Consider the following 24,712-nt stretch of genomic DNA (forward strand, 5'->3'; position numbering starts at 1 on the left):
GGAAAATGACATTGAATTCAACAAACGCACGAAGATTAGTAAAGGTAGACTGGGAAAAAGAACATAAAAAGAGATTGTTTGACAAAAAAATAGAGCGAATTGACGAACGCATAATGATAGATGAAGAAATTGGCTATAAATTAACAGGAGAATGGGATAGTTGGGAGATTTTGCATAAAGATAGTTCTGCTAAACATTTGAAGTTAAAGGGGCACTTAGCAAATGCAAAAATTATTAGTGAGAACGGAGAATCAGTGGGATTAGAAGATGCATGGGTGAAATTAACAGTGCGCTTAAAATTAGCTAAAGATTTAAATCAATTACAATTATTAGATTCTGAATGGTTTTGGGTTGATGGAACGTCATATACAAGTAATAACCCTTTTTTATCTGGTCTATTAACTAGTTTTACAGGTCAATATTTAAATAAGAAAAAGAACAGATTTGCAAAGGTAGTACAACAAATTGAAAGTATAGAAATAAAGGAAAATACAAATATTACTCTTGATCATTGGGATACGGTTTACGCAACTTCTTATCAGCAATTGAATGAGATAATTTCTAAAGAGAATCTATTTCCTAGCTTGATTCAACAGACATATTTTTCAGAAGATGAAAATGATCCTTGGGGAGATACATGGAAATATGATTTTGATTTATCTTTTCATGATTGGCAAGCTACTTTAAAAGGCGAAAGTGCCTATTTGGATTTTAAAGTTATGCTTGATCAGTCATCAAATATAACTATCACTAAAAATGACAAACCTGTAAGTTTTGAAGTGACAGATTCAGATACCTACTATATTAGAACGCAATTTAAGTTAGATAGAGTGACTGATGAACAAAATAGCGCCCAAGATCCTACGGGAGAAAATAATGGTCAATATTTTAAACTTGTGCCACCAACACAACAAAAAGAAGGTGTAGATCCGGTGATTAGTGTACCTTCTACTAAACTACCTGAAGATATACCTCAAACACAATTAGCAATTGTTAATTCTTATATACAAAAGTGGTTCTTAGAAAACCTTGACCAGATGTTGCAAGTTTTTTCCTATTTTCAATTAAATCAAACCGCTAGTGATGAGACTTTCCAGTGGTTAAAACCGACTTATACTTCTTATGCCGTTTCCATACCTGAAAAATACTCAGGAGAAAATGAGCCAGATGAAGGTACTCCTGAATATGAAGAAGCATTGAAAAAAAGTACGTTTGCTTGTTTAAATATGGTAAACAATCATGATCCAGGAAATAATAAAGCTTTTGTTGACTCATTAATTTTAGAAGCAGCAAACATCGATGATGATCATCCAAGTGTAGTAGCTTTGGATTATCCCATCTTTGCACAAAACTGGCTTAAGCAAGCTGTATATAAAATGCAGATAGGAACTAATGAACAATTTGATGAAATTAGTAGTGGTCATGGATTTCAAAATAATGTTGAAATTCCTTTTGCAACATTATCAGATGATGGTTGGGAAGGCGCACAAGCTAAAATTAGTGCAAATAATTTTACCGTTAAAATTGATGAAGATACAAATTTAATCGTTATGGATATTCGTGACATGGTGTTTGAAAAAGATGGTATTGAAGGCCATGTAAATTATAATCAACGATTCGAATTCACTACTAAAAGTAAGGAATCTGATCCAAACAAAAAGGTTTTTGTGCCAATAGAAAGTGGAGAAGTAGCATATACTTTTGATTTTAACATTGAGCAATGGCGTAGAGACAAAGATATGTTGATTAATATACTAGCTGGTATAGCTATAGGTGTTGCTGCGGGTATAGCAGGTGGAGCGCTGGGTTCATTTGTTGCATCGAAATTAGTGGGAACAGCCTTTTGGGAATTTTTGGGGCGCCTAGGCAGCTCAGCAGCTGATGCAGCGGCTGAAGAAGGTGGATTAATGGCAGGTATAGAGAGTGGAGCTGCTGGATTAAGTGAGGCGGCAGGTGAAGTTGCAAGTGCTGCAGGCAGCGAATTTGCGGAAGCGATTGAACTGACTGAAACGACGCTTATCAGGGAAATAGAACAAGAAGTAGGTAACACAGGAGGAAACATGAGGTTAATCAGCAATGGGTCTTCTGCTATTTATAATATAACGACAGAATCCCTTCCATTGATGCAAAGATTGGTTAATCCTGCTTTTAAACTAATCGGAGGAGCTATTCTTGGTGGAGTAGGAGGATCTATTCCTGTAGTAGTTAATGATATTATTGAACTAGTACAAGAAGATAACTTTGAAAGCTTGCCTGAAATTAATGAGTTTGTTCTTACTACTTTAGGAGCTATTCAATGGCCAGACGATAGCGAATTTGTGCTTGATCATATTAAGATGCAAGGCGCTATGTTAATGTGTGGTAATTTAAAATAATGAATTGTGAAAGGGAAATAAGGAAATTTCTGCTAATTTCCCTTTCGTATTATTAAAGAAAGGTAGGATAAAAGAATGAGAAATGTATCAACTTTTAACTGGGATACAGTTTTTGCGGCACCTATTAATATTATTAATCAAGCAATTAATCATCAGCAAACGAGTCCGAAAGTCTTTGAAAAGTATATTCCTGCTGATGATTTTATTCCTGATGCTACAGTAACAGGAAATTTTGACAGTTGGGAAATTATTCCCGGAGGTAGTGGTAAAATTGTAAAAATGAGTTTACCGGTTACTGACTTTACGTATACGCGTAGTGACAAACCAAATCAACCATTAAAAATCAAAAAACTTGCTTATCATATCGAAGTGAAACTTGTTTACCTGACACACCCAGAACAAGAAAAAGAAGCAATTACAAAAAAACAATTAAAGATACGAACTTATGGACTGAGCAACACAGATCCAGCTGTTGTTTCGACAAATATTATTTATCAGAATGAAGATGTGGAAGTGGATGGTAGTGGTATTATCCCTTCTCCAGAGATGATTAAAGGATTTGTAGATGCTAGCTTAATGATGTGGCTAAATGAACATTTAGATCAATTTGTACATGTATTTAACACAGTAAATTTAAATAATTATATTGATGATGAGGAACCATGGCAATGGGCGCGCCCAAGCTACGTTGACTATGCATATAGTGAGCCTATTGAAAATGCTACTTGTGAGAATAGTGTTTTAGGTGTACTTTGTATGACCGATGGCAGAAAAGGGGATTTACAAGAACAAGCAGTAGATGCACAAGCGATACCAAAAGGTTCGCAGTCTGGCTTTTTGATCCATGAAAAAAGGTTACTAGAAGAAGTTATTCTACCAACTATCCCTAAACAGTTCCCGTCTACTGAATTAGAAGACTTTGAACTCCATGAGAGCATAAGTGACAATGGTTTTTATCAATATGCTGTACGTTTAAAAGCTGATAAGAATATTATTTTGGAAGAACAAAAACAAGAAGGTATTACATTTACACCCATTATTGAACAATTGGAAATAAAACTAGTAGATCAAGAAGTTCAAATGTACACTTATACGCGGGCTAATCTTCCAAGTAATGCTTCTGCTACATGCGAAACAACACATTTTTATAAAATTAAGCTCAGTGAAAAAAGAGATGGAAAACAAACACTTGAATATGTAGAAGCGCGAGAACCGATTACCGTTCATCACGAATATGAAGGGGATATGCCAACTATTATTGATTGGATCATAGGAATAGGTGTAGCGTTAGTGGGTATAATTGTTGGGATTGCAACAGGTACTATTGGCTATGTTGTTGCTGTCGTTGTCGCATTTTTATTAGCTGGGGGTTTAGCATTAGCTTATGGAATTGCTCATAATATTAATAGTGTTGATGCTCCTAGTATTGGTATGTTATTAGATAATACTACTTCACAAGTTATATGGAATGCTGCCGATGTTTTTAAAATAGAACAAGCGGGCTTAGTTGGTCCACTACAATTAGGCGGTTCCCTTACTTTATAATCATTTAATATACTAGGAGGTATTATGATGGAGATATACGACTGGGATTTTGTTTATGTAATGACAAATAAAGTAGTTAATCAACGGTTAAAAAACTTTTTGAATCAAAATGTTGTTACTTTCGTTTATCAAAATACTGATGGTACAAATATTTACTTAGACTTCAAAGAGTGGAGGATTGTCGATGGTGGTTCTAATAAGCTATTGCGTCTAGCATTAAATGTAGAAGCAGGAACTATCACAGGGGGACTTAATGGCTCTTTAAATGGAATTTGTCCAGAAATTGAAGTGAATTTAGATACGCTTACTCAAACAACAAAGTCAGACGTGAATATTATAAATTTAGATGTAAATGGGGTGCTAGATTCAAAAAAAACCTCCTATTATGTGATTAAATCATATATGGAAGAATTATTTAATTTCAACAAAGATAATATAGGTAAGGTTCTAGCTAGCCTTCTTTATTCACCTACTGAACCGTGGTTGACTCCTGTCAATTACAAATTTGCTTACTATGCTGCTACCAATCAAGAAGATGAATATTTTGTAACATTTGCTGTTGTTACTGAACGTGACATTAGTCAGTTAAAAACAGCGCTTGATAGTAATTTACTAGATCATGTTAATAACGAATATATTCTACTATCACAAAAATATTTTTTAGAGTATTTTATTCTACCTTCTTGTCAAGAGAAGATACTACCTATTATTAAAGGTATTTTGTCTGATGAAAAACAGTTTTATGTGCAACCAACTTCTACTTCTACGGGAGTAATTACATTAACTGATTATCCTATATTTATATTTCAGAGAGGAGCACTGTGTATTCAGGAAACGCCTTTTGAGGATCCAACGTGTATTCCTTATTTGTTTGAGCTCTCATTCGATAATTTATATGCGGATATAGAAAATAATAATCTGAGAATATCTATACAAGGTAAGGCAGATTGTTATGTAGACTATGCAGAATTAACATTTAAACTAGTAGATGAATTTCTCTTTGTATTTGATCGTAATAGTCGAAGCATTTATTTCGATAAAACAACAAGTTCTCCTCAAATTAGCACTGATCATAAAGGTAATAGCAAAATGTTGTATATTTTGGAAAATTTAACTGTTACTCTTCCTTGGTATATTTTGAATGTACTACAACAACAACTTATTCCTCAAATAAAGCATACATTAAGCAATAACCTAATTAATTCTGCAATCCCAAATGAAGTAGGGTTAGATGTTAATTTTTATATAAAAAATAAATTAAACTAATTATAGTAAAAAATAGTGACATCTATAATAAGGTAGGAGGATAAAATGATCATTCGAGATAAGTTCCAAGTGACAGATCCAATAGATGGAAAAGATATAATTAAATTAATTACACCAAGAAAAAATTCAGAGGGAGAAGCTACGTATAAAAAAGCTTTTCAAGTAGCAAAACATATTTGGGTTGTACCTGAGAGGTATTATATAGAAGAACTTGATGTATTAGATAAAAACAAGATTGACCAGGGCATTTATGATTCTTCTTTTATGAAAAGTGATGAAGAAAAACAAGATTTTTTAAACGCTATTGTGATTTTATTGAAACGGTTAAACAGTGTACCTCAGGGAGCTGAATTTTTGACACTGCTTAGTAGTAGCTTGCCCTTGCCTCGTGTAAACGCAGATTTTACTGCTTATAAGTTTGATGAAAGCTTAATGGGGTTAGACGAAGATAATATGCCTACTAATAAATTTTTTGGAGCAAACATTGTCATTTATGGACCCGGAGCAAATTTAACAGAGACGAAAGTCTATGAACTGAGTGATGAAAATAGTCATTCTGGTATGGGTTCTACTTGTGAAATAGCTTTTAACCCGTTTCACGTCCATCAATATGGTGATTTTTTAGAAGATCCAGTTTTAGCTTTTATTAAAGGTCTTTTAAAAGCAATGTATCGTTTATATGGTATTACTCCACCAGTCGATTTAAAGTTACCTTATAAACAAAATGTAGCTAATCAAATGTTATCGATGGTTACGCTAGAAGAAATTCTCATCAATGGTCCAGAAGACTCATTAGCTGCTTTTCAGCAAGGTGTTTGGTTAGATACTACCTATTTTGAAGAAGCTGATAAGTATTATACAGCGAGTAAACAAAGCTTTCAAGATATGGTGGAAAGGGGAGCTTTAGATAGCCCTCTGAAAGAGTACTTAGAGCAAAAATTTTCTGTTTCAATTAATGATTTATGGAATATATCTTTAAGTAAGCTAAAGCAAAACTTAGGAATATTTGCACCACCTAGCTTTACAGCATCTCTATCAGCATGGGAAAGAAACGCTATATATAAATTGAACTATCCGCAAACGTATAATGAAAGTGGTTTTACTAAGGGACAAAATATTCATCATTATTTAGATTTAGGAAAAATTGAAATAGTCGAAAATGTAGTAGATTTGCCTATTCAAAAAATTACTTTAGCTGATACTAATTTTACAGTGTTGAATTATGATGATAAATTACAGCATCAAGACGACTATTACAACGATTATCGGGTGGATGATGGGCAAGAAGGAGGGTTCAACGTCCAATCACCTGAACGTGTACATTTATTAGTAGATACGCAAAAAATAGAAGAGCTTGCTCCCTTAACATTAACATTACAGCAAATTGATGATTGGTTTGTTCCTACTCATCTTGTACCAGACGTTCCTCAGGCTAAAGAAACCGTATCTATTGAAGTTGAAAATCCGCTTCCTTTACACTATCTTAAAGCCCAAGAGATTCGAACAGAAAAAAATGATTTCGTTACAAAATATGTAACGAATAATTTTACAACAGCTGTAAAAAACGATCACTTTTCATATACATTTCTTTTTCGTTTTTATCAATTTTTAAGTGAAAATCCGTTTGAAATGTTGCAATCAGAAACTGACTATTATAATTGGCTTAAAAAACTGAGCAATGCTTTTTATTGGGATATTATTGATACCCACCAAACAAAAGTAGAATCTCTTTCCTATTATATTCCTTGGATTTCACAAGCAATAAATATTGCTAATAACGAAGATGGTATAGAAGAAACACTCAGAAAAGAAGGTGCATTTGCTTTTATACAAAAGGCAAACTGGGAGTCACCAAGCCTAGGTTATCATCCTTCTCTAACAGACGATGACAAACCCCTTTCTTATGAAGAAATAAAAACAAAATTATCTACCTATTATGAAAAAGGTCAGCGATTTTTGAATGCTCTTCATCAATTTACAGTTCAGCAATTTTGGGTAAAAGAGTATAGCCAATTTGTACAATTATTTTATTTTGTGCGTCGTGCGTTAGCTCATCAGCAATCCCTATATTTGACATTAATCAACAATGCGCTTTTATATATGAGTGGAGAGGGAGTTTTAACTCCAACACAAATTGAAAGAATGGGGGAACAAGTGACTTTACAAACTAATAGAACTGCTAAGTGGATGCAAAGTTCTTTAGAAAACGTCAACCACTTTTTAGAAGATTTGGTTCTTTTGGCATACAAAGAAAATTTCTATCTTCAATATTTAAAAACAGCTGAAGAAGTTGGGAAGTCAATGAATCAATCATTAACCACTTATTTATCTAAAAACGGGAATTTGTTATCCGATGAAGAAAAAGAGCAAGTTATAGCACAATTTCAGTTTACTGACATTGATTATGAGAGTTGCTTGAATGAACAGATGTTACGTGACTTTATTGATTTTAAGTATCAAGCACCGTTTTCTTTGGAAGGACAAGAAACTGAATTATGCCACCTAATAGCTCAGTCAGTACCTAATCAAGAGGACAATGTAGATTCTATTAGCGATCAGACATACAATAGTGAATCTATTCATTATTCTATTTCAAGCAAGTTTCCAGAGGGACGTACTTTATCACCTGTTATTCCTCTTGATTCTCAATGGGGAGCTATTGAAGTTCAAAATAAAAAACTATCATTTGACTTATTGCAAAGTTTTTCGATTTCATTCTGGATAAGACATATAGAAGGTGAATTAACTACAGCATTATTAAAATGTGGTAGTGAAGAATTTTATTGGCAGGTTGGGTTTGTAGACGGATACCTCACATTTGATATGCAAGACATTTTAGGGAATCATCAATCGATTATTTCTTTCCAATCCCTTAATTCAGGCTGGCGTAAGGTAGATATAAGTGTTAATCGAATCTTAAATCAAGTAATCTTATATATTGATGGAAAAGCAGTGGGAAGTGAAGATTTAGCGAATATAAATTGCTTAGGAGCATTAAATTTATTAATGATTCAGGTAACCGGTGATGTCAAATTGGAACTTGATGAGTTGAAAATTGATTCGGTAGCTTTTTCACAACTAGATATATACGAACGATATCAATCAGACTTTTCTGATGAATTCCTTCGAGACAAGAACGGAATGCCCCTCTTTTTTAATCAACCTTACTTGTTAAGCAATAAAGTAAATCCTTTACAAAAGGTGACAGTATTAGAGGGTAGTTTCCTGGGAATTCAAGAAAATGAAAAGCAGACAGTATCCTTAAAATTTCAAATTTTAGAGGACAACAAGAAAACTATTATAGAATCAAGTGATGTATTTATTATTGAGCTTGTTCAAGAAGAAACAGAAAAGTATCTCACAATTCAAACGGATGGAATGATTGTTTTAACCGAAGATAGAAGTCAAGCCACAATCTGGACAAGCGCTTTATTCTCTTATCCAAATAGCTTCACCTATTTGTGCTTTAAAAATATGAATAACTACTATATCAAATTATCTCCTAAGCAGAACAATCAAAATATGCTAGAAGTTGTAAATCCAGAATATATAGATAGGGAGTTAAAAAATGTCTTTTATTGGAATCTAGAAAAGGAGGAAAATAGGAATGGTAACAATTAATGACTTACATTATAGTGATCCAATTGATGAAGATAATATTATTAATATGAGAATTCCGCTTTATGATCTTGAGGTTGATGATCAGTTTATCAATCATAACGTACCTGATTTAAAAGCTTTTCAGGTTTTTCCTAATGTTTGGGTCGTACCAGAGCGTTATACGTTTTACTCAACAATGAAAAACTTAGATGCACCAGCAAATCCATCAAGAAGTAGTTATTATGATCCTACTTATTTGCAAAGTGATGCTGAGAAAGAAGTATTTTTACAACAAATGATACTTCTGTTTAAACGAATCAATTCTACCCAAGAAGGTCAGCAATTTTTAAATTTATTATCCCGTAGTATACCTGTGCCTTATGAATCAAATGGCGATGTCGCAATGGGTACCACACAAGTTATTAAACAGATGGATGATAAGGGGAATGTTCTTAAACACAGGCGAGCACATATTATTATTTATGGACCTGGTCCAGATCTGATGGCAAAAGGTTCAAAAGCCCTAACCAAGAGTCGCGAGACGGGGAGAGGGTGCATGGCAGAAATTTATTTTAGTCCCATGTATCATAAAACTTATTCCACTAAGCTGACTAATAAAAATTCCTTAGTAGATAAAAGTGTACAAGAATTTGTTCCAGATCCTGCCGTTACACTTATTCATGAATTATGTCACGGGCTTCACGCTCTCTATGGTATTGATTTAGGAAATGTTGGTAGTTGGGAATTTAATTCAAATCCTAATAGTTTGTTTAGTAGTTGGTTTAGTAGCAAAGAGGCTGTAAATTTTGAAGAAGTTATGACCTTTGGTGGAGAAGATGTTAAAGTTATTAAAAGTGAAATAGATAAAAAGATACCAGGTATTTTAAATTTAATTAAGACAACTGTAGAACCTATTATAAATAAAATAACAGATCCTCATGATGAGATGCTTCAGTGTCTGCAGTCTAAATATCCTTCGTTAAAGGGAACATTAGGACAGTTCTTTTTCGACGATACTCAACTAGAAAAAGATATTAGAGATTTATGGATGGTCATGAATGAAACTATGTTTGCTGAAAATCTAAAGGCCTTAACACGTGCTCGCTATTTGGTTCCCAAAGTAGAAAATATAGTTCAAGTGGATATTTTATCCCCGAATGTCTATACAATAGACAAAGGATTTAATCATCTTTCAAAAGGATTCAAGGGGCAGTCTGTCTCTCAAAGTTATTTTCGAAAGATAAGTGCTTTGGCTCGAGGAGCAGTCGTAAGAGCTTGCCCTAATCCACATTTCTCTTCACAACGAGGGTTAAGTAGCTGTATTGAAATTTTAGAGGACGATTTATTTATAATGAGTTCGAAAGATTCATTCACTGACACAGATTTTTCTGAACCATCGGTTGGCCCTGTATCTTATAAGGCAAAGAAGGGAGCCGATACAATTCTTGATTCAACATTAAGTAATTATGACTTTTCCAAAGAAATTAATTTCACCTCTACGGTTCCTATTATAACTGTAGAAGATCCGCTTGAAACAGATGAAGATGTGCCGGTTATATCAGAAGATAGAACTGTATATGTAGATGATTACACCACTTTTCATTTTCTGGAAGCACAAAAGATAGGCAAAGAAGTTGTGCCAACTCAAACAAAAGTAGTTTTTACTACAAATATGGAAGAGGCATTGTTTGATTCTAAAAAAGTGTATACTGTATTTGAAAATACAGCTTCTCGCATAAACGAAGCCGGAACAGGTATTGCTAATGGTATGATGTTCTATCAATGGCTAAAAGGGATTGTCCAAGACTTTACAGAGGAAGCCACACAAAAAGATACGTTTGACAAGATTTCTGATGTAACAATGATAGTGCCCTATCTAGGAAATATTTTAAACATTGGTAATGATATAAGAAAAGGCGATTTTATGGGGGCCGTAGAGCTTGGCGGCGTTACAATTTTGTTAGAAGCTATACCAGAACTTACGCTGCCAGTTTTAATTGGTTTGACAATCATTGAGGATGAACTAGAAAAAGAACAAGTAAGTCAAACAGTCTATAATGTTTTAGATAAAAGAGATGAGAAATGGGAAGAAGTTTATGGATTTGTAAAACAACAGTGGTGGTGGATGGTGCATACTCAATTTGAAACAAGAATTTTGCACGCTTATCAAGCTTTAAATCACCAAGTAGAAGCTATCAAAGCGAATATGACTTATCAATTGGCTAATTACAGAGGAAACCAGGAAGACAAAGAACTCTTAGAAAAAGCAATCGATGATACTCTACAATCTTTGTATTATGCTGTTGATCAAGCTATGCATAATATTAAAAGATTTCTTATCCAAAGCTCGAAATCCTATTTACTTAATCAAATGCTACCCAAAACAAAAGAACAGCTTCTTGCTTTTGACCAACAAACACTGAGAAATGTAAATGATTTTATTAATAAAAATCAAGGAGTTTTAGGTGAATCGCTTGCTAAAGATTTAAAGAAGAAGGTAGAAAAACGACTTACTAGCTTACCAGTTTTTAACTTAGAAGATTTACCTATTTCCGAATTTGAAGATCTTATTCACTCACATGAAATAGATATTCAAGATAGTGAAGTTTTAAATATTGGTGTGAATAACGGGAAGATACAAGATTTATCTGGAGAAAATACACCTTTAACGCTAGGGGAAAATTTACACATTGTAAACGGAAGAGATAATCAAGCAGTTCGATTAAATAACCAACTTGACAGTAAACTAGAAATTCAATCTCGTCCAAATATTCATTTTACAGCTTTTGAAGATTTTTCTATAAGTATTTGGATTAGATGTTCCATGCTTCGGAATAATCGAAACAGAGGGCAAAAATATACCATCATCCAACAATTTAATAAGTATGGTTGGCAATTAGCGATTCAAGATAGCGTCTTTGTTTGGACTTTACATGATACATTTAATAATCAAATTCAATTAACAAGCGGGTCTGCCTTGACAAATAAGAATTATTTGCTACAGAATTTTTGGCTACACATTACTGTTACAAACAAGCGTTCAGAAAAAAGTAGACTTTATATAAATGGCGTCTTACAAGATCAAAAAGATATTTCTGTACTGGGAAATTGCCATCCTAAGGAGCCTATTTTATTTAGTATACAAGATAATTCTGACCCTAATTATTTTGTACGTTTTGAACAATTTAATGTGTATCGTAAAGCATTGACCGATAGTGAAGTAAACCGGCTTTATTGGAAATATTTCGAGGGTTCTTATTTGAGAGACGTCTGGGGTGAACGCTTAACGTATAATCGTGATTACTACATGCAACTTAGTACTTTACCAGGAAGAGGTATAAAGCGAGAATATCGAACATGGTCTGGATTTGATTATATCATATTGAGCGAATTAGGTACTCAAAAAATTCCTACACATGAGGTAACATATCCTAAGTTATACCAAGGACAGAAAATCACTATTCACTCTGATGGAAAAAACTTAGAACCCCATGTGAAAAGTAATAAAAATATTAGATTGAAGATTGATGATTTTTATATCGGAGTAGTTAATCCATTTAAATTGCCAGAATGGAGGCCTGAAAGTGGTGCTTACGTTGTGACTACCTATAATCACGCTGAAGATTTATGTCTTTATTTTAGGACAAGATCAAGTTCTCAATCTTTGTATTATGGCCAATTAATTATGAATGATGGTCGTAACAAGAGTTTATTAAATTATACCTTAAAAGGTAGTACTTACTGGATATGGTCTAGTGCTTGGTATTATGAAAATTATAATACTAGTTCCAAAACTGCGGGAAATTGGTATTTTATTCCCGTGGATGAAGGTTGGAAAGAGGACTGAACAAAAAACATCATAGATAGTTATAGTCTTGTTAGACACATAAAGAAGATACTATTTCAATAAATTTATATAACCCATTTATTTTAGCCAATCAGATCATTTTTGAATTATGAAAAGGACAGTGAAAGAGATTTAAGAAATAAATCATTAACAATAAAGGGGCGGAGACAACTACGTATTCTAAAATGTAGGAAGATAGAAAATTTCTAATTAGTTTCAAAGTATTTTTCCTCCATTTTATTAGGCGTAAGCATATTTGATGTACTATATGGGCGTTTAATATTGTGGAGCCTATCAATATATTCAAATCAGTCAAGTCTTACTTATTGAAGATAATGAAATGATCGCTGTTGATTTCATATATGAGGCCTACTCCAACTCTATTAAAAATAACGTTTTTTAAGATTGAAGTGGGAGTAGGTCATCTGATTCGGACATTCCTCACCTATCTATATTAAATAAAAATATATCTTCTAAATGTATACTAAATTGGAATTTATGTAGGCAAGCATACAATATAAATGAGATTAGCAGTATTGGATTTTACCTGTACAATCCATATGTTTGACTGGGGCTGTTTTACAGAAGACCAAGTTCGAGAGTTTGTTCCAGGATGCATTACGGACGAAGAAGTAGATGAGATTATTAATGAAGAAAGCGTATCTTGAGAGATGTGCTTTTTATTTTGTAAAAAAGACGGCGAAACATGGAGAAATTATTAGGATCGTTGCTTGTCAAATCCTGAACAAATCAGCTTTACTACTTTGTTCGTGGTTTTATTTATATGGGAAATGCAACAGAAACAATGCAAGAGAAAAAAGATATAAAAGCACAATCTATAAAATGACGATACTCTAGTAATGTGTAAGATATCAAAAGTACTGTAGAAGGAAGAATGATGAAATTAAATAATTCAATGCATGACATTGTCAAATGGGTAGTATCGGTTGTTCTGCCAGCACTCACTGTATTGGTAGGTGTGGATTGGGAAAACCCTATGGGGATGAACACACTGATGTGGCTGTCAAAATAATCATATATGTGACGACATTCTTAGGGACAATCATGTAAGTATCCAACAAAAATTATAAGAAAAATGGAGGTAGTCAATAATGGTCAATATTATCAATAATTCGGTATGTCGTGGCGTAGCAGGTAGACGTGTAGGAGATGTGAAGGGTGTAGTCATTCATAATACTTGGACAAATACGACAGCAGAACAAGAAATGAATCGTTTAGCACGAATGTCAGATAAACAGTTAGAAGCAGGATTTGCTCATTATTACTGTGATGAAAACACGATTATTCGGACAGAAGATACTTATAATCGTGCTTGGCATGTCGCTAATTCTGACGGAAATAACAGTTATATCGGATATGAAGTGCGTGGAAATCGGGAAACGCCAAAAGCAGTTTTTCTACAAGCGGAACAAAATGCTTTCTGGCAAGCAGCAGAAGATTTTCATTTTTACGGATTGCCAGTCAACCGAGATACAGTCAAATGCCATCATCAATTTTCAGCAACGGAATGTCCTAAACGTTCACTGATGGAACATTGTGGCTATGATTCTACGTTAGCAGTTCCTGCAGCAATCACTGTTCAAATGCAAGATTACTTTATTTCACAAATCAAAAAATACTATGATAATCCTGCATTGAAACCTGATGGTAGTACAGAAGATCAGAACCATGATGATAAAGTATCAGCAAGTACGCCAACGCATCAGGGAAATGCTTATGGCAAGCTAGATATTTTCAAGAAGGTATCAGACAAAACAGTTCGTGTGGCTGGTTGGTTGGTTCCTGATAAACCACAAGGTGCACTTGGAACATACGCTTACGTACTTGTGATGGAACACGGGACACCTAAAGAATTAACGCGTATCCAATCTCAAGGCATTGCTCGTCCGGATGTTAAAAAGGCATACGGATATCAAGGTGGCGATGCGTTAGGTTTTGATGTTACTTTTGATTCTAGCTGGATGAAAGGGAAGAAGATTGATATTATTTTTCGCCGATGTAATCAATCTAATGGTGAAGGAGCAGTGAATGACGTGCGGATTAGTGATATCTATTTGACGCTATAAATAAGAAAAACATACTAAGATTAGAGAGAGTGGGGCAATAGTCAGAAAAAAATCTGATTATTGCCCCACTTTTTTTGGGTTCTTTGTCAAATCAGACTGATAAGGTCATCTATAAACATCAAAGTTAGTAAAAGTCACTAGCTTTGATGTTTTTTTATGTGTAGCTGATTAACCCGTTGATTAGAAAAATCCGCAAGCGCATATTGGTGAAACTGCGAAATCCATAAGCAATTCGTTTTGACGTTTTGATATGCGTGTGAAGATTCTCTAATTTTGCTTTAGAATACTTTTTCGAAAACGCTAGCTGAATCCCTTTTTCATATCTGAAAAAGGCTTTTTTGATGTAGTGGAGTTCCAAGGGAACTTCTTTGGGCATTTCTCGAAGTAGCTGGAAAAAAATAGCTGGTTGTTTCTCGTGATAAGCATTAAGCAGCTTTTGATAATACTGATAAGCCGTTTTAAGTTCAAAAGAGAGTGAAAGTAGACGGTCAACTATTTCACTTTCTGTTAAATAGCGCCATTGAAAATTCTACCATTTCTTGAATGTGGTGTAATCCAACTCGTCTTCTGATTTTAGAAGTAATTTATGCAAAGATTTCAATTGTCGATAGTACTTGGCTTGTGAAGCGTCTTTTTGATCCAGCTGCTTCATCACGCGTTTTCGAATACGGTCGAAAAACTTGTTCAAGTGTTGCACAATATGGAAGCGATCAATGATAATTTGTGCATTTGGAAAGCACTCTTTGACTAATGAAAAATAAGGGGCATTCATATCTGTGACAATGTAGCGAACCCCCATACGAGCTTTTTTTGTAAAACGCATGAAATAAGCAACCAAATCTTTTTTTCTCCGGCTGGGCAAGATGTCAAAGAGTTTCCCTGTCTCTCCATCCATACAAGAAAAGGAGAACTTCCCATAGGAAGTTGAAAGAGAGCGAAACTCGTCGAATAGTAAACAATGAGGTAAATAGTCCAGTTTCTGCCGCATTGTTGCCGATAGAGCAGATAATGTCCGCTGAACGGTCGTCACTGAAAGATTACAACGTTTTGCAATTGTCTTTAACGCTTGACGCTCGGTCAATTCTTCTAATATTGTGTAATGAACTTGTTTCGAAATAAAACATGAAGGAGCGACAAGATACGTATGATCAGTAAAATATTTCCCGCATGCTAGGCAGTGATAACGTTGCTTTCTTAGCCTCAAGTAGGTTTGCTTATTTCCACTGCGATTTAAGAGAACCATTGAAATCTTCTTGCCGTTTTTGACGATCTGCTTCGCAGATTCTTTACAAAATGGACAATGTCTAAAGGTTCGAACCAAATTTCCTTCGATTATGATGGCTTTCTTGTTCTTACTTTCTTGTTCTTATAAGTAGTTTCTTGAAAAGAATTAATTTCAATATTTTTATCTTTAATAGTGAAGAGCTCTTTGATAGAATGAGAGATGGACATACAAAAACTTCCTTTCAGATTGATGTTTTAGACGACTCTATTCTATCGGAATTTTTGTATGTCTGTTTGTTTTTTACAAAGAAATCTAGGACCGACAGAAAATTCTATCAGTCCTAGAAATTATAGAGCCAAGAAAAGTAGGTTGTGGTCTTTTTATTTATGATAAGGTGGTAATGCTAGGATATTCTGATTTGAGGCTATCTAATGCTTCTTGTGCGCTATCAAAAGAATTATAATCAGAATATTGATCTTCACTCTTTAGACTAGAAACATTCACTTGATTATTATTGAGAGACAAATTAGAATATCCATAAATTTTATAAGAGGTCGATGTGGTATAATCCGTTTTGCTATCTATTTTGTATATTGAAACTATAGAGAATTCATCTGAGTTATCATTAGTGTAACTAGACCAAGAACTATTGATGTTTGTTCCAATAAAGTAATTTTCTTGGCGTGTAACGGTGTATTTAGCAAATGAATTTGAGTGATTATCGTCACGTGCAACAGTATCAATTTGTGAAAGTAAAGCATCCAGATTAGATATTTGAGGTGTACCTTTAAGCCCAGATACTTCCACTTTTTTTGTATTTGAACCATCAAGAATTTTTCCTTTGGTAGTTTCTTGTTCAACATAATCCGAATTTAAAGTTATAGTGATACTATCTCCATTTGATAGTTCAGTTGTTTCATCTTCTGTATCAAAGATATCACTATCTATTTCTGCTGAACCATAATGATCGTACCCATTCCAATGAATCGGATTATCTTTTAAAACATTATCAATCGTATAGCTAGTTGATTTTTTTAATCCAGATACAGTGACTGTTTTTGTTTGGGATTTTACTGGACTATTTTTTTTATCTGAAGAAATTGAAACTTTTACTTTGTCTCCGTTTGATAAATCAGAGTCTTTATCTAGTTCAATAGAAATATCAGATCGATCAATGTCTTTATTTTTACTAAGAATACTGTCTATTTTATCTTCATACTCACCTGATAGAGTTGCTGTTCCCTGGTGATTATATCCAGTGAAATTAACTGATACATCGTCAATGATTGATTTAGGCATTTGACTAATAAACAAAAATATACTAAATAAAATAATAATAGCTGCGGTGCTTCCACCTATAATTTTCCAATGTCTTTTAGTGATTTTTGAAAAATCTATATTGATATTTTGATTGTTGCTCTTTAAGTAATGAATGAGACTATATACAGAGCTAATAAACATGATAATTAATCCTAGTATAATAATAGTACCAGCTATTCCCAAAAACGCATCTGCAAATTCATTTGTATTAGTAGAGAGATTAGACTGTAAGAAATAGTTAAACCAACAGTATAATACTGTTACAACGAATGCTGATATACTGGCAGTGATTTTTGCGATCTTATTGTGAATGAAACTACAAATTATAACGACGATAGGTAAAATTGTTATCGCTACAATAAAGATTTGCAAGTAACGAAGTATTATTGTTACATCGGAAGAAATTGAATTCGTTGATCCCCAACTAGCCATCTGCTTAATGAATTTTACAATGTGTGCTAAACTAGAAGTTTGATGTCCTATAAGTGGAAAATTTATATCTATAAAATTAAAAATATATACGCCTGATAGAACAATGAGTGATCCTGTTATTGCAAAAATATCACTAATAGATAAATGATATTTTTGTAAATAAAGTTTTAAGTTATTCTTATTGCTTGTATTCATAAAAAAACCCCCAATTTTATTTAAAAATAATGATGAATTGTAAATATAAAGCGATTTAATTATAACAATATTTAAATAAACTTAAGTATTTATTATGTGGTTTTATAAACACCAATTTTGAGATTACTAAATATACCTGATATGATATAGTTGTGATTGTTTTTTACCATTAGTAATGATGATCTCAACACAGATTTTATTTATAAGAGAAACAACTGATTCTATTAAGTAGACTGCATTGTTTTTCTTATTAAGCGAAAGAGACACAACTTAGTTGTGTCTCTTTTAATGGCTCTTCCTTTTTGTGTTTATACAATGAACTAATCACCACTTAGCTAAACCTAAAGGTTTTAAGTAGCGATAGTTTACCTTTCTTCAATTTTCTTCTTTATTTTAAAACGAAGTGTTCATAAAATTAGTTTTATACTTATTAGGACAATTCTTTGAAGGGGTCAGAAACTTAAGAGTTTTTGATACTTAAGAACTCTCTATAAAAGTAAGGTTTCTATTGGTTCAAGAATTCATAGAATGTTAATCTAATGTAACAAAAAAGGATAATTATGTATATACATTCTTTCTTGAATGTGTTATACTATGTATATACAGAAAGAGGTGTCTAATATGGAAATGTTACCTATAAAAAAATGGGGAAATAGTAATGGTCTTAGATTGCCAAAGTATATTATGGAATATCTTGGAATTCACACAGAAGACAAAGTGAAGATAATACAAGAAGAAGTAAACGGTCAAAAGCGTCTAATCATCGAAGCGGCTAATTTAGAAAATGAATTAACAATTGAACAGTTATTTGAAAATTACACTGACGAAAGAAATCATGTGACGATTCAAAATTTAGGTGAAGCAGTAGGTAATGAAAAATGGTGAGAAAACCTAGACAAGGCGATATTCTATTATTGAATACAGCACCTCGATCTGGACACGAACAAACAGGGAAAAGACCTTATATTGTTTTAAGTCATGATATTATTGCAGATTATAGTAACGTTGTTACAGTTGCTCCGATTTCTAGTACAACTAGAAACTATCCGTTATATGTAAATATTAATTCAAAATATGAAATGAAGACAACAGGAAAAGTATTATTAGATCAACTAACGACGATTGATTATGAAGCCAGAGAGTGTATTTTCTTGGAAAAAGCACATGATAGTTTGGTTGAGGAGTTATTGATGAAAGTTAGAACAGTATTTCAAAAAGTAAGTAAATAAAATAGAAACAGCAGCATGATCAACTATTCGTCATTGACCATGCTGTCTTTTTTATTCTATATACGGTTTGTCTCGTAACATTGTATTCTTTTGCAACCTTTGAAATAGCAACTCCATTTTTAAGATACTCAACGATGTTTTTATAAAAAAGGCGCTGTTGAGGATCTTTTGCGTTAGTACTGTATAGCTTAGGACGTCCTTTATAAACACCATTATCTTTTGCAATTTTAATTCCTTGTGCCTGGCGACGTTTAGATTCAGTCCGTTCTTGTTCAGCGATCATGGCCAAAATTTGAATGATCAGATTCTTTATGAATTTATCCATGAGAGGATTGCCAATTGCTTCAGCTATGATCCCGTCATAATTTCTTCCAAGTCGATTAATAGCTTCCACAATAAAAAATATCTTGATCTCGGACGTAATCCAATGCTTCTTGGAAAACAGGTCGATGAGTAATCGTAGCGCCAGATTGTTTCTCGATGAAAATTCTCTTTGTACCGAATTTTTTCATTTCTTCAATCTGGCGTTGTTCATTTTGATCGATTGATGAGACACGTATGTATGCAACTCTCAAATTTTTACCTACTTTCTGCAACTATTTAAAATACACACTAATCATACACTAGAAAACCAGATGTCACTTTTCTCTTTAAATACCTAATGATAAAAATACAATTACTTTTATGGCGAAACTATTCAATTCAATTATAAAACAGGTTATGCAATTTTGAATATTGGTACGTCAATCCTAAAAACGCGACTAGGCTACTTATTAACTTCTTTTAAAATCAGCAGATTTTATGAACACTTTGTTTTAAAATAAGAGCTAAGAAAATTCACCAATTATTTTGAACGATTTTCTTAGCGATTAAATATTTATAGTTTGTGTCAAATAAAATTAAAAATTTATGCCATTTAAAAAGAAAAGTGACATTCTTGTGCACTATCAAAAGAATTGTAATCAGAATATTGATCTTTACTCTTTAGACTAGAAACATTTACTTGATTGTTATTAAGAACTAAATTAGAGTATCCATAAATTTTATAAGAGGTAGACGTACTACCACTCATTTGACTGTCTATTTTGTATATTGAAACTATAGAGAATTCATCTGAGTTATCATTAGTGTAACTAGACCAAGAGCTATTGACATTTGTTCCAATAAAGTAGTTTTCTTGGCGTGTAATGGTGTATTTAACAAATGAATTTGAGTGATTATCGTCACGTGCAACAGTATCTATTTGTGAAAGTAAAGCATCCAGATTAGATATTTGAGGTGTACCTTTAAGCTCAGATACCTCCACTTTTTTTGTATCTGAACCATCAAGAATATGAACAGTTGAAAAAAATAATCTAGGGATTTGTGGTCGTTCTTAAGAAGGACGGATTTTTTTTATCAAAAATCTGATTCGTCTACATGACTAAAGTCGCAAGTATTCTCGGATTCTAGATAGATTAAATAACGTCATTACTTTGAGGAAAGCTATAAATCAATATATTTCGTCTTTTTCTTATTTATGTACTACCTTTCACTTATTAATTATAAGGTAGTACATATTTCTCTTTTTTATGGTAGTAACTAAACATATATATGTTATAATAGTATTAAACATAATATTAGTAAAAGAAAAGAGGTAGGAACGTGGTAGCGAAGAAATATGTGATCGGTAATTTTAAAGGTGGCGTGGGTAAAAGTACGTGCGCGCAGATGTTAGGGTTCGAATCAGCAGTCAATGAAGGAAAAAGGACATTAATCATTGATTTGGATATGCAAGGAAATACCTCTGATGTAATGAACTTAACACATATGAATTTCACTGAAGAGGAAGGCGGAGGAGATGGTGAATCAATCGTTTACGAAAATACCGTAACTGATGTATTGATAAACAATCTTCCATCTAAAGACGCTGTATATAAAGTTATTGATAATCTTTATATACTTCCGGCAGATATGTCGTTTGAAATGTATGATGATTGGATCAAAGAACAATATAATGATTCATTATCCCAATTTAAATACATGAAAGAAAAGCTAGAGCCATTATTTGATGAGTTTGATGTCATTTATCTAGATGTCCCACCTTCCATTTCTGTATATAGTAAATCCGCAATGTACATTGCAGACTGGGCAATCGTTGTCCTGCAAACTCAAGTAAAATCGATGAGAAATGCGATGCAATACCTGGAGTATATGGACTTTTTTGTAAAAGAGTTTGATACAAATCTATATGTTGCTGGTGTGATTCCATTTATGTTAGAAAGTGGCGATGCAGTAGACCAGGAAATGTATAAACAAGCTAAAGAGATTTATGGGGAACATTTAATTAAAAATGTTGTACTCAAAAATGCGCGTTTAAAACGGTATGACGGTTCAGGTATTACGATGGAGAAGACAAAAAAAGGACTCTTAAAACAATGGGATCGTAAAAGCCACGAATTATTTATCAGTATTTTGAAAGAATTGGAAGAACACGAGAATTGGTATGTGGAGGTGGAGTAATTGGCTGACATCAAAGGATTGGATATTTTTGGGAACAACAAAGGGCTTGCCAAAATAAAAAAAGAAGCAGAAGCAAAGAAAAAGCAGCAAATAACTACTCCAACCGAAAATAAGCAAATGGAAGCACATCAACTACAAGAAATAAAAAATTCATCCAATGCTGAAAGGCAGAGTAGAAGAAGAACAAAAAAAGTTGGTGCACCAATCAGAAAATTTGATAAGGTTTATTCTACTAAGCATCCTTTAAAACTGTCGACTTTGTTAAATGCTACATCCCGAGTTTTAGTAGAGAAGTATGAAACAAATATGACAAGAGATGAATTGTTGAGGAAAGCATTGGATGAATATATCAAGCAAAATCTTACACAAGAAGATAAGCAGGACTTATTTAATGATGTTGTGAAAGAATTAGATTTGTTTCGAGAAAAGTATCCTATTGTTCCAGAACTAGACGATCATGGAGAAATAATAAGAACAACAGCTCAAATCAAAAAAGATACGGAAGAATCCATTCGAAAAGGATGGGGAATGAATAATAAAATTAGATAAATTTCAAAAGTACTACCTTTTTTAGGTAGTATTTTATATTCATTTTTTCAGTTTTTAGGACAATATGATAAATCTTTTCTTTTGAATTTTTCCTATTAAATAGAAAAACTAAAAAAATTATTTTGAAATTAGTATTTCATTTCTCTTTCGTTTCACTATAATGATATAGGTAAGGCTAGGTTATCTCCTTAAATTTATAAATTATTAATAGGTAATGCCAAGCTGATAGTAATTTTAAAAACAGGAAAAAATCATTATATGAAATTATCTAGTGAATAAAATATTTGAGGTGAAGGAGAATTTATTTGGATATTTTTCAGCTTCTTGATGAAGACCAACGCTACCAATTATTTATATTGCGATTTCAAGATTTAGAAGTTGATGATTATGTTACAATTCAAGAATTAGTTGAATTAACCGGCCAGTCTAAGTTTAAGATTACTAAATTCATCGAAATATTAAATTACGATCTACGTAAATATGGACAAAGTTGTAAGATAGTTATTCAAGATGATTTGCGGGGACATGCAAGTAACAGGAAAATATCCATACTATGCAAACAAATATTTTGCTGATAATGGATTTTCAATTGATTTCTCACCAGAAGATCAAGCAATATTGGCAAAAGGAACAGTGGATTACTATACTTTCAGTTATTACTTAACACTTTGTGTTTCTGCAGATGATGAAGTCACTAAAAATGGTCATAGCATGATTGGAGGTTCTGGAGTGAATAATCCATACCTAGAGCAAACAGAATGGAATGCTATGATTGATCCAGTGAGCTTAAGAATTGCTTTGAATGACATTTATGACCGATACCAACTACCTTTGATGATTGTAGAAAATGGCATCGGTGTTTCAGAAACAGTTGCTAAAGATGGAAAAATCCATGATGATTATCGTATCGATTATTTAAAAAAACATATCATTGAAATGGAAAAATCCATCGATGACGGGGTAAACTTGATTGGCTACACGATTTGGAGTGCCGTTGATATTGTAAGTGCCTCTACTGGTGAAATGAAAAAACGCTATGGGGTGATTTTTGTTGATAAATATGACGATGGAACTGGTACTTTATGTAGAAAGAAAAAGGACAGTTTTTATTGGTATAAAAAAGTGATTGCTCAAAATGGACTATAAAAAGGACTCGCCAGCGCTTGCGTACAACAAGCGTTAGCGAGTTCTTTTTAACTGATTGAGACATTCAGCTCATAACAATGGAAGAAGGGCGAATTTTTCCAATCTATGTCAAAAAAAGTACTTCTTGTATGTAGGGAACTACTCCCTACGTAGTATCGGTTTTTAACGCTTGAAGTGGGAGCTTCTTGGGCAGAGAACATATTGAATGACTATTTTCTCTAAATGCATATTAGATTAGCTCATTTCTTATATAGATCGGATTATAACATGAAACAAAATAAGCCTTATGTGGCGGTGTTCGAGTGACCAAGGGTAACCATCATAGCGAGCTACATTAGTCCCTCACCTATAGAGTATGGGGGACTAATTATGTAGATGAGCATACAGTATAATGTAGATTAACAATCTTGAATTTTATCTGTACAATCAATAGATTAGTTTAAAATAAGCTTAATTCAAAAATATGAGCTAAAGTATTTAACAACACGTAAACCAGTTAAAATAGTTTACGTGTTGTTATTTAGTTCATTTTACGGTTCAGCGTATTTTGTGAATAAGTAGTTAATCGTTTATTTTTGATTGAGTTCTATATCTTTTTCAATCGTTGCATCGATCCCTTTGATCACAGTAGATATAAAAGATTCATTTTCTAAGGCAATCAAACCAGCTACAGTAGTACCTCCAGGGGAACATACACGATCAATTAATGTCCACGAATTTTCATTGCTTTCCAGAATCATCTTTGCGCTACCTAGAATAGCTTGTGCTACGATTTGATTTGAAAGCTCTTTTGGTAATCCATTTTTTACTCCAGCACGAGCAATACTATCAATAAAAAGATAAGCATACGCGGGTGAACTTCCGGCTAATGCAGTAAAGTTTGAAAAATCTTTTTCCTCTAATCGCCATGCTCGACCGATAGCTTCAAACATTCTTACTACGTAAGCAAGTTGCTCTTCTGAGGTGCATGAATTACCGCAAACAGCAGCTGCACCTTCACCAATCATCGCATTTACATTAGGCATTACTCGGACAATGGGAATTTTTTCTTCAGTTTTTAAAAACTCTTGTAGTTTTTCAATAGGAGTACCCGCAGCAATTGAAATGATCAATGGTTTGTTTATTAAAATATCATCTTTTGTTTCAGTTAATACTTTTTCTATAATGATCGGTTTGACGGCTAGAACGAGTGCATCCACAGTTGCAACTAATTCCTTGTTAGAGCTACAAACATTTGCTCCAATTTCCTTTGCGAATTGTGTCACTTTTTCAGTCATGACATCAAATAAGTATATATCACTTGCGTTTATAAATTGTTTTTTAATAATTCCTTTAATTATGGCTGATGCCATATTCCCTGTTCCAATAAATCCAATTTTCATAGTTATTTCCTC

At 33.1% G+C, this 24,712-nt stretch carries 14 protein-coding genes and 3 pseudogenes; 13 read left to right on the forward strand and 4 right to left on the reverse strand.

The window, feature by feature from the left end; genetic code table 11:
- The first annotated feature begins 11 nt into the window (after positions 1-11).
- The 8 genes from A5816_RS14945 (at position 12) to A5816_RS14980 (ending at position 14,720) form a co-directional block, all read left to right on the forward strand.
- On the forward strand, positions 12-2,375 hold the full coding sequence (locus A5816_RS14945) for a TULIP family P47-like protein (RefSeq protein WP_218777104.1): 2,364 nt from the start codon (positions 12-14) through the stop codon (positions 2,373-2,375).
- A gap of 75 nt (positions 2,376-2,450) precedes the next feature.
- On the forward strand, positions 2,451-3,920 hold the full coding sequence (locus tag A5816_RS14950; RefSeq protein WP_086311649.1) for a TULIP family P47-like protein: 1,470 nt from the start codon (positions 2,451-2,453) through the stop codon (positions 3,918-3,920).
- A 27-nt stretch (positions 3,921-3,947) separates the two neighbouring features.
- Positions 3,948-5,186 (forward strand): TULIP family P47-like protein, encoded by a 1,239-nt coding sequence (locus A5816_RS14955; protein ID WP_086311650.1) that lies wholly within the window; start codon positions 3,948-3,950, stop codon positions 5,184-5,186.
- A gap of 45 nt (positions 5,187-5,231) precedes the next feature.
- A complete protein-coding gene (locus tag A5816_RS14960; RefSeq protein ID WP_086311651.1) occupies positions 5,232-8,807 on the forward strand; it encodes a tetanus/botulinum neurotoxin in 3,576 nt (1,191 codons plus the stop codon).
- Positions 8,794-12,633, forward strand: coding sequence for a botulinum/tetanus family neurotoxin BoNT/En (locus A5816_RS14965; protein ID WP_086311652.1), 3,840 nt, complete (start codon positions 8,794-8,796; stop codon positions 12,631-12,633). Before A5816_RS14960 ends, A5816_RS14965 begins: the two co-directional genes overlap by 14 nt.
- Positions 12,634-13,193: 560 nt before the next feature.
- Positions 13,194-13,301: an XkdX family protein gene (locus A5816_RS14970; protein ID WP_086311688.1), complete on the forward strand. Its 108-nt coding sequence runs from the start codon at positions 13,194-13,196 to the stop codon at positions 13,299-13,301.
- 230 nt (positions 13,302-13,531) lie between these two features.
- The gene (locus A5816_RS14975) at positions 13,532-13,666 is read left to right on the forward strand and encodes a phage holin (RefSeq protein ID WP_256926102.1); all 135 of its coding nucleotides are present in this window, start codon (positions 13,532-13,534) and stop codon (positions 13,664-13,666) included.
- A gap of 79 nt (positions 13,667-13,745) precedes the next feature.
- Positions 13,746-14,720, forward strand: a complete 975-nt coding sequence (locus A5816_RS14980; protein WP_086311653.1) for an N-acetylmuramoyl-L-alanine amidase — start codon at positions 13,746-13,748, stop codon at positions 14,718-14,720.
- A gap of 154 nt (positions 14,721-14,874) precedes the next feature.
- On the opposite strand, the pseudogene A5816_RS16610 reads toward A5816_RS14980, so the two are convergent.
- Both A5816_RS16610 and A5816_RS14990 read right to left on the reverse strand, forming a co-directional pair.
- Positions 14,875-16,041 (reverse strand): annotated as a pseudogene (locus A5816_RS16610) (ISL3 family transposase).
- Positions 16,042-16,329: 288 nt separating this feature from the next.
- Positions 16,330-17,892 carry a zinc ribbon domain-containing protein gene (locus tag A5816_RS14990; protein ID WP_086311654.1) on the reverse strand — a complete coding sequence of 521 codons (1,563 nt, stop codon included), beginning with the start codon at positions 17,890-17,892 and terminating at the stop codon, positions 16,330-16,332.
- Positions 17,893-18,513: 621 nt separating this feature from the next.
- Between A5816_RS14990 and A5816_RS14995 the strand changes: the two genes are divergently transcribed.
- Positions 18,514-18,777: a PbsX family transcriptional regulator gene (locus tag A5816_RS14995; protein WP_086311655.1), complete on the forward strand. Its 264-nt coding sequence runs from the start codon at positions 18,514-18,516 to the stop codon at positions 18,775-18,777.
- Positions 18,771-19,121, forward strand: coding sequence for a type II toxin-antitoxin system PemK/MazF family toxin (locus A5816_RS15000; protein WP_086311656.1), 351 nt, complete (start codon positions 18,771-18,773; stop codon positions 19,119-19,121). The genes A5816_RS14995 and A5816_RS15000 overlap by 7 nt, the downstream gene beginning before the upstream one ends.
- A 19-nt stretch (positions 19,122-19,140) precedes the next feature.
- Here A5816_RS15000 and A5816_RS15005 read toward each other — a convergent pair.
- Positions 19,141-19,696: pseudogene (locus tag A5816_RS15005) on the reverse strand (recombinase family protein).
- 1,069 nt (positions 19,697-20,765) lie between these two features.
- Here A5816_RS15005 and A5816_RS15010 point away from each other — a divergent pair.
- The 3 genes and pseudogenes from A5816_RS15010 to A5816_RS15020 all read left to right on the forward strand — a co-directional run.
- Positions 20,766-21,623, forward strand: a complete 858-nt coding sequence (locus tag A5816_RS15010; RefSeq protein ID WP_086311657.1) for a ParA family protein — start codon at positions 20,766-20,768, stop codon at positions 21,621-21,623.
- Positions 21,624-22,172, forward strand: coding sequence for a hypothetical protein (locus A5816_RS15015; protein WP_086311658.1), 549 nt, complete (start codon positions 21,624-21,626; stop codon positions 22,170-22,172). It abuts the gene before it with no gap.
- A gap of 516 nt (positions 22,173-22,688) precedes the next feature.
- Positions 22,689-23,318: pseudogene (locus tag A5816_RS15020) on the forward strand (family 1 glycosylhydrolase); the annotation flags it as partial.
- Positions 23,319-23,887: 569 nt separating this feature from the next.
- Here the strand turns inward: A5816_RS15020 and proC are convergent.
- Positions 23,888-24,700 carry a pyrroline-5-carboxylate reductase gene (gene proC / locus A5816_RS15025; protein ID WP_179189736.1) on the reverse strand — a complete coding sequence of 271 codons (813 nt, stop codon included), beginning with the start codon at positions 24,698-24,700 and terminating at the stop codon, positions 23,888-23,890.
- Positions 24,701-24,712: the final 12 nt, after the last annotated feature.

It is taken from the genome of Enterococcus sp. 3G1_DIV0629 (assembly GCF_002141285.1).
GTDB lineage: Bacteria > Bacillota > Bacilli > Lactobacillales > Enterococcaceae > Enterococcus_B > Enterococcus_B lactis.

Bases quoted from the DNA above. Each gene is read 5' to 3' on its own strand.
- A5816_RS14950 (WP_086311649.1), top strand. From the start codon at position 2,451: ATGAGAAATGTATCAACTTTTAACTGGGATACAGTTTTTGCGGCACCT.
- A5816_RS14955 (WP_086311650.1), top strand. From the start codon at position 3,948: ATGGAGATATACGACTGGGATTTTGTTTATGTAATGACAAATAAAGTA.
- A5816_RS14960 (WP_086311651.1), top strand. From the start codon at position 5,232: ATGATCATTCGAGATAAGTTCCAAGTGACAGATCCAATAGATGGAAAA.
- A5816_RS14965 (WP_086311652.1), top strand. From the start codon at position 8,794: ATGGTAACAATTAATGACTTACATTATAGTGATCCAATTGATGAAGAT.
- A5816_RS14970 (WP_086311688.1), top strand. From the start codon at position 13,194: ATGTTTGACTGGGGCTGTTTTACAGAAGACCAAGTTCGAGAGTTTGTT.
- A5816_RS14975 (WP_256926102.1), top strand. From the start codon at position 13,532: ATGAAATTAAATAATTCAATGCATGACATTGTCAAATGGGTAGTATCG.
- A5816_RS14980 (WP_086311653.1), top strand. From the start codon at position 13,746: ATGGTCAATATTATCAATAATTCGGTATGTCGTGGCGTAGCAGGTAGA.
- A5816_RS14990 (WP_086311654.1), bottom strand. From the start codon at position 17,892: ATGAATACAAGCAATAAGAATAACTTAAAACTTTATTTACAAAAATAT.
- A5816_RS14995 (WP_086311655.1), top strand. From the start codon at position 18,514: ATGGAAATGTTACCTATAAAAAAATGGGGAAATAGTAATGGTCTTAGA.
- A5816_RS15000 (WP_086311656.1), top strand. From the start codon at position 18,771: ATGGTGAGAAAACCTAGACAAGGCGATATTCTATTATTGAATACAGCA.
- proC (WP_179189736.1), bottom strand. From the start codon at position 24,700: ATGAAAATTGGATTTATTGGAACAGGGAATATGGCATCAGCCATAATT.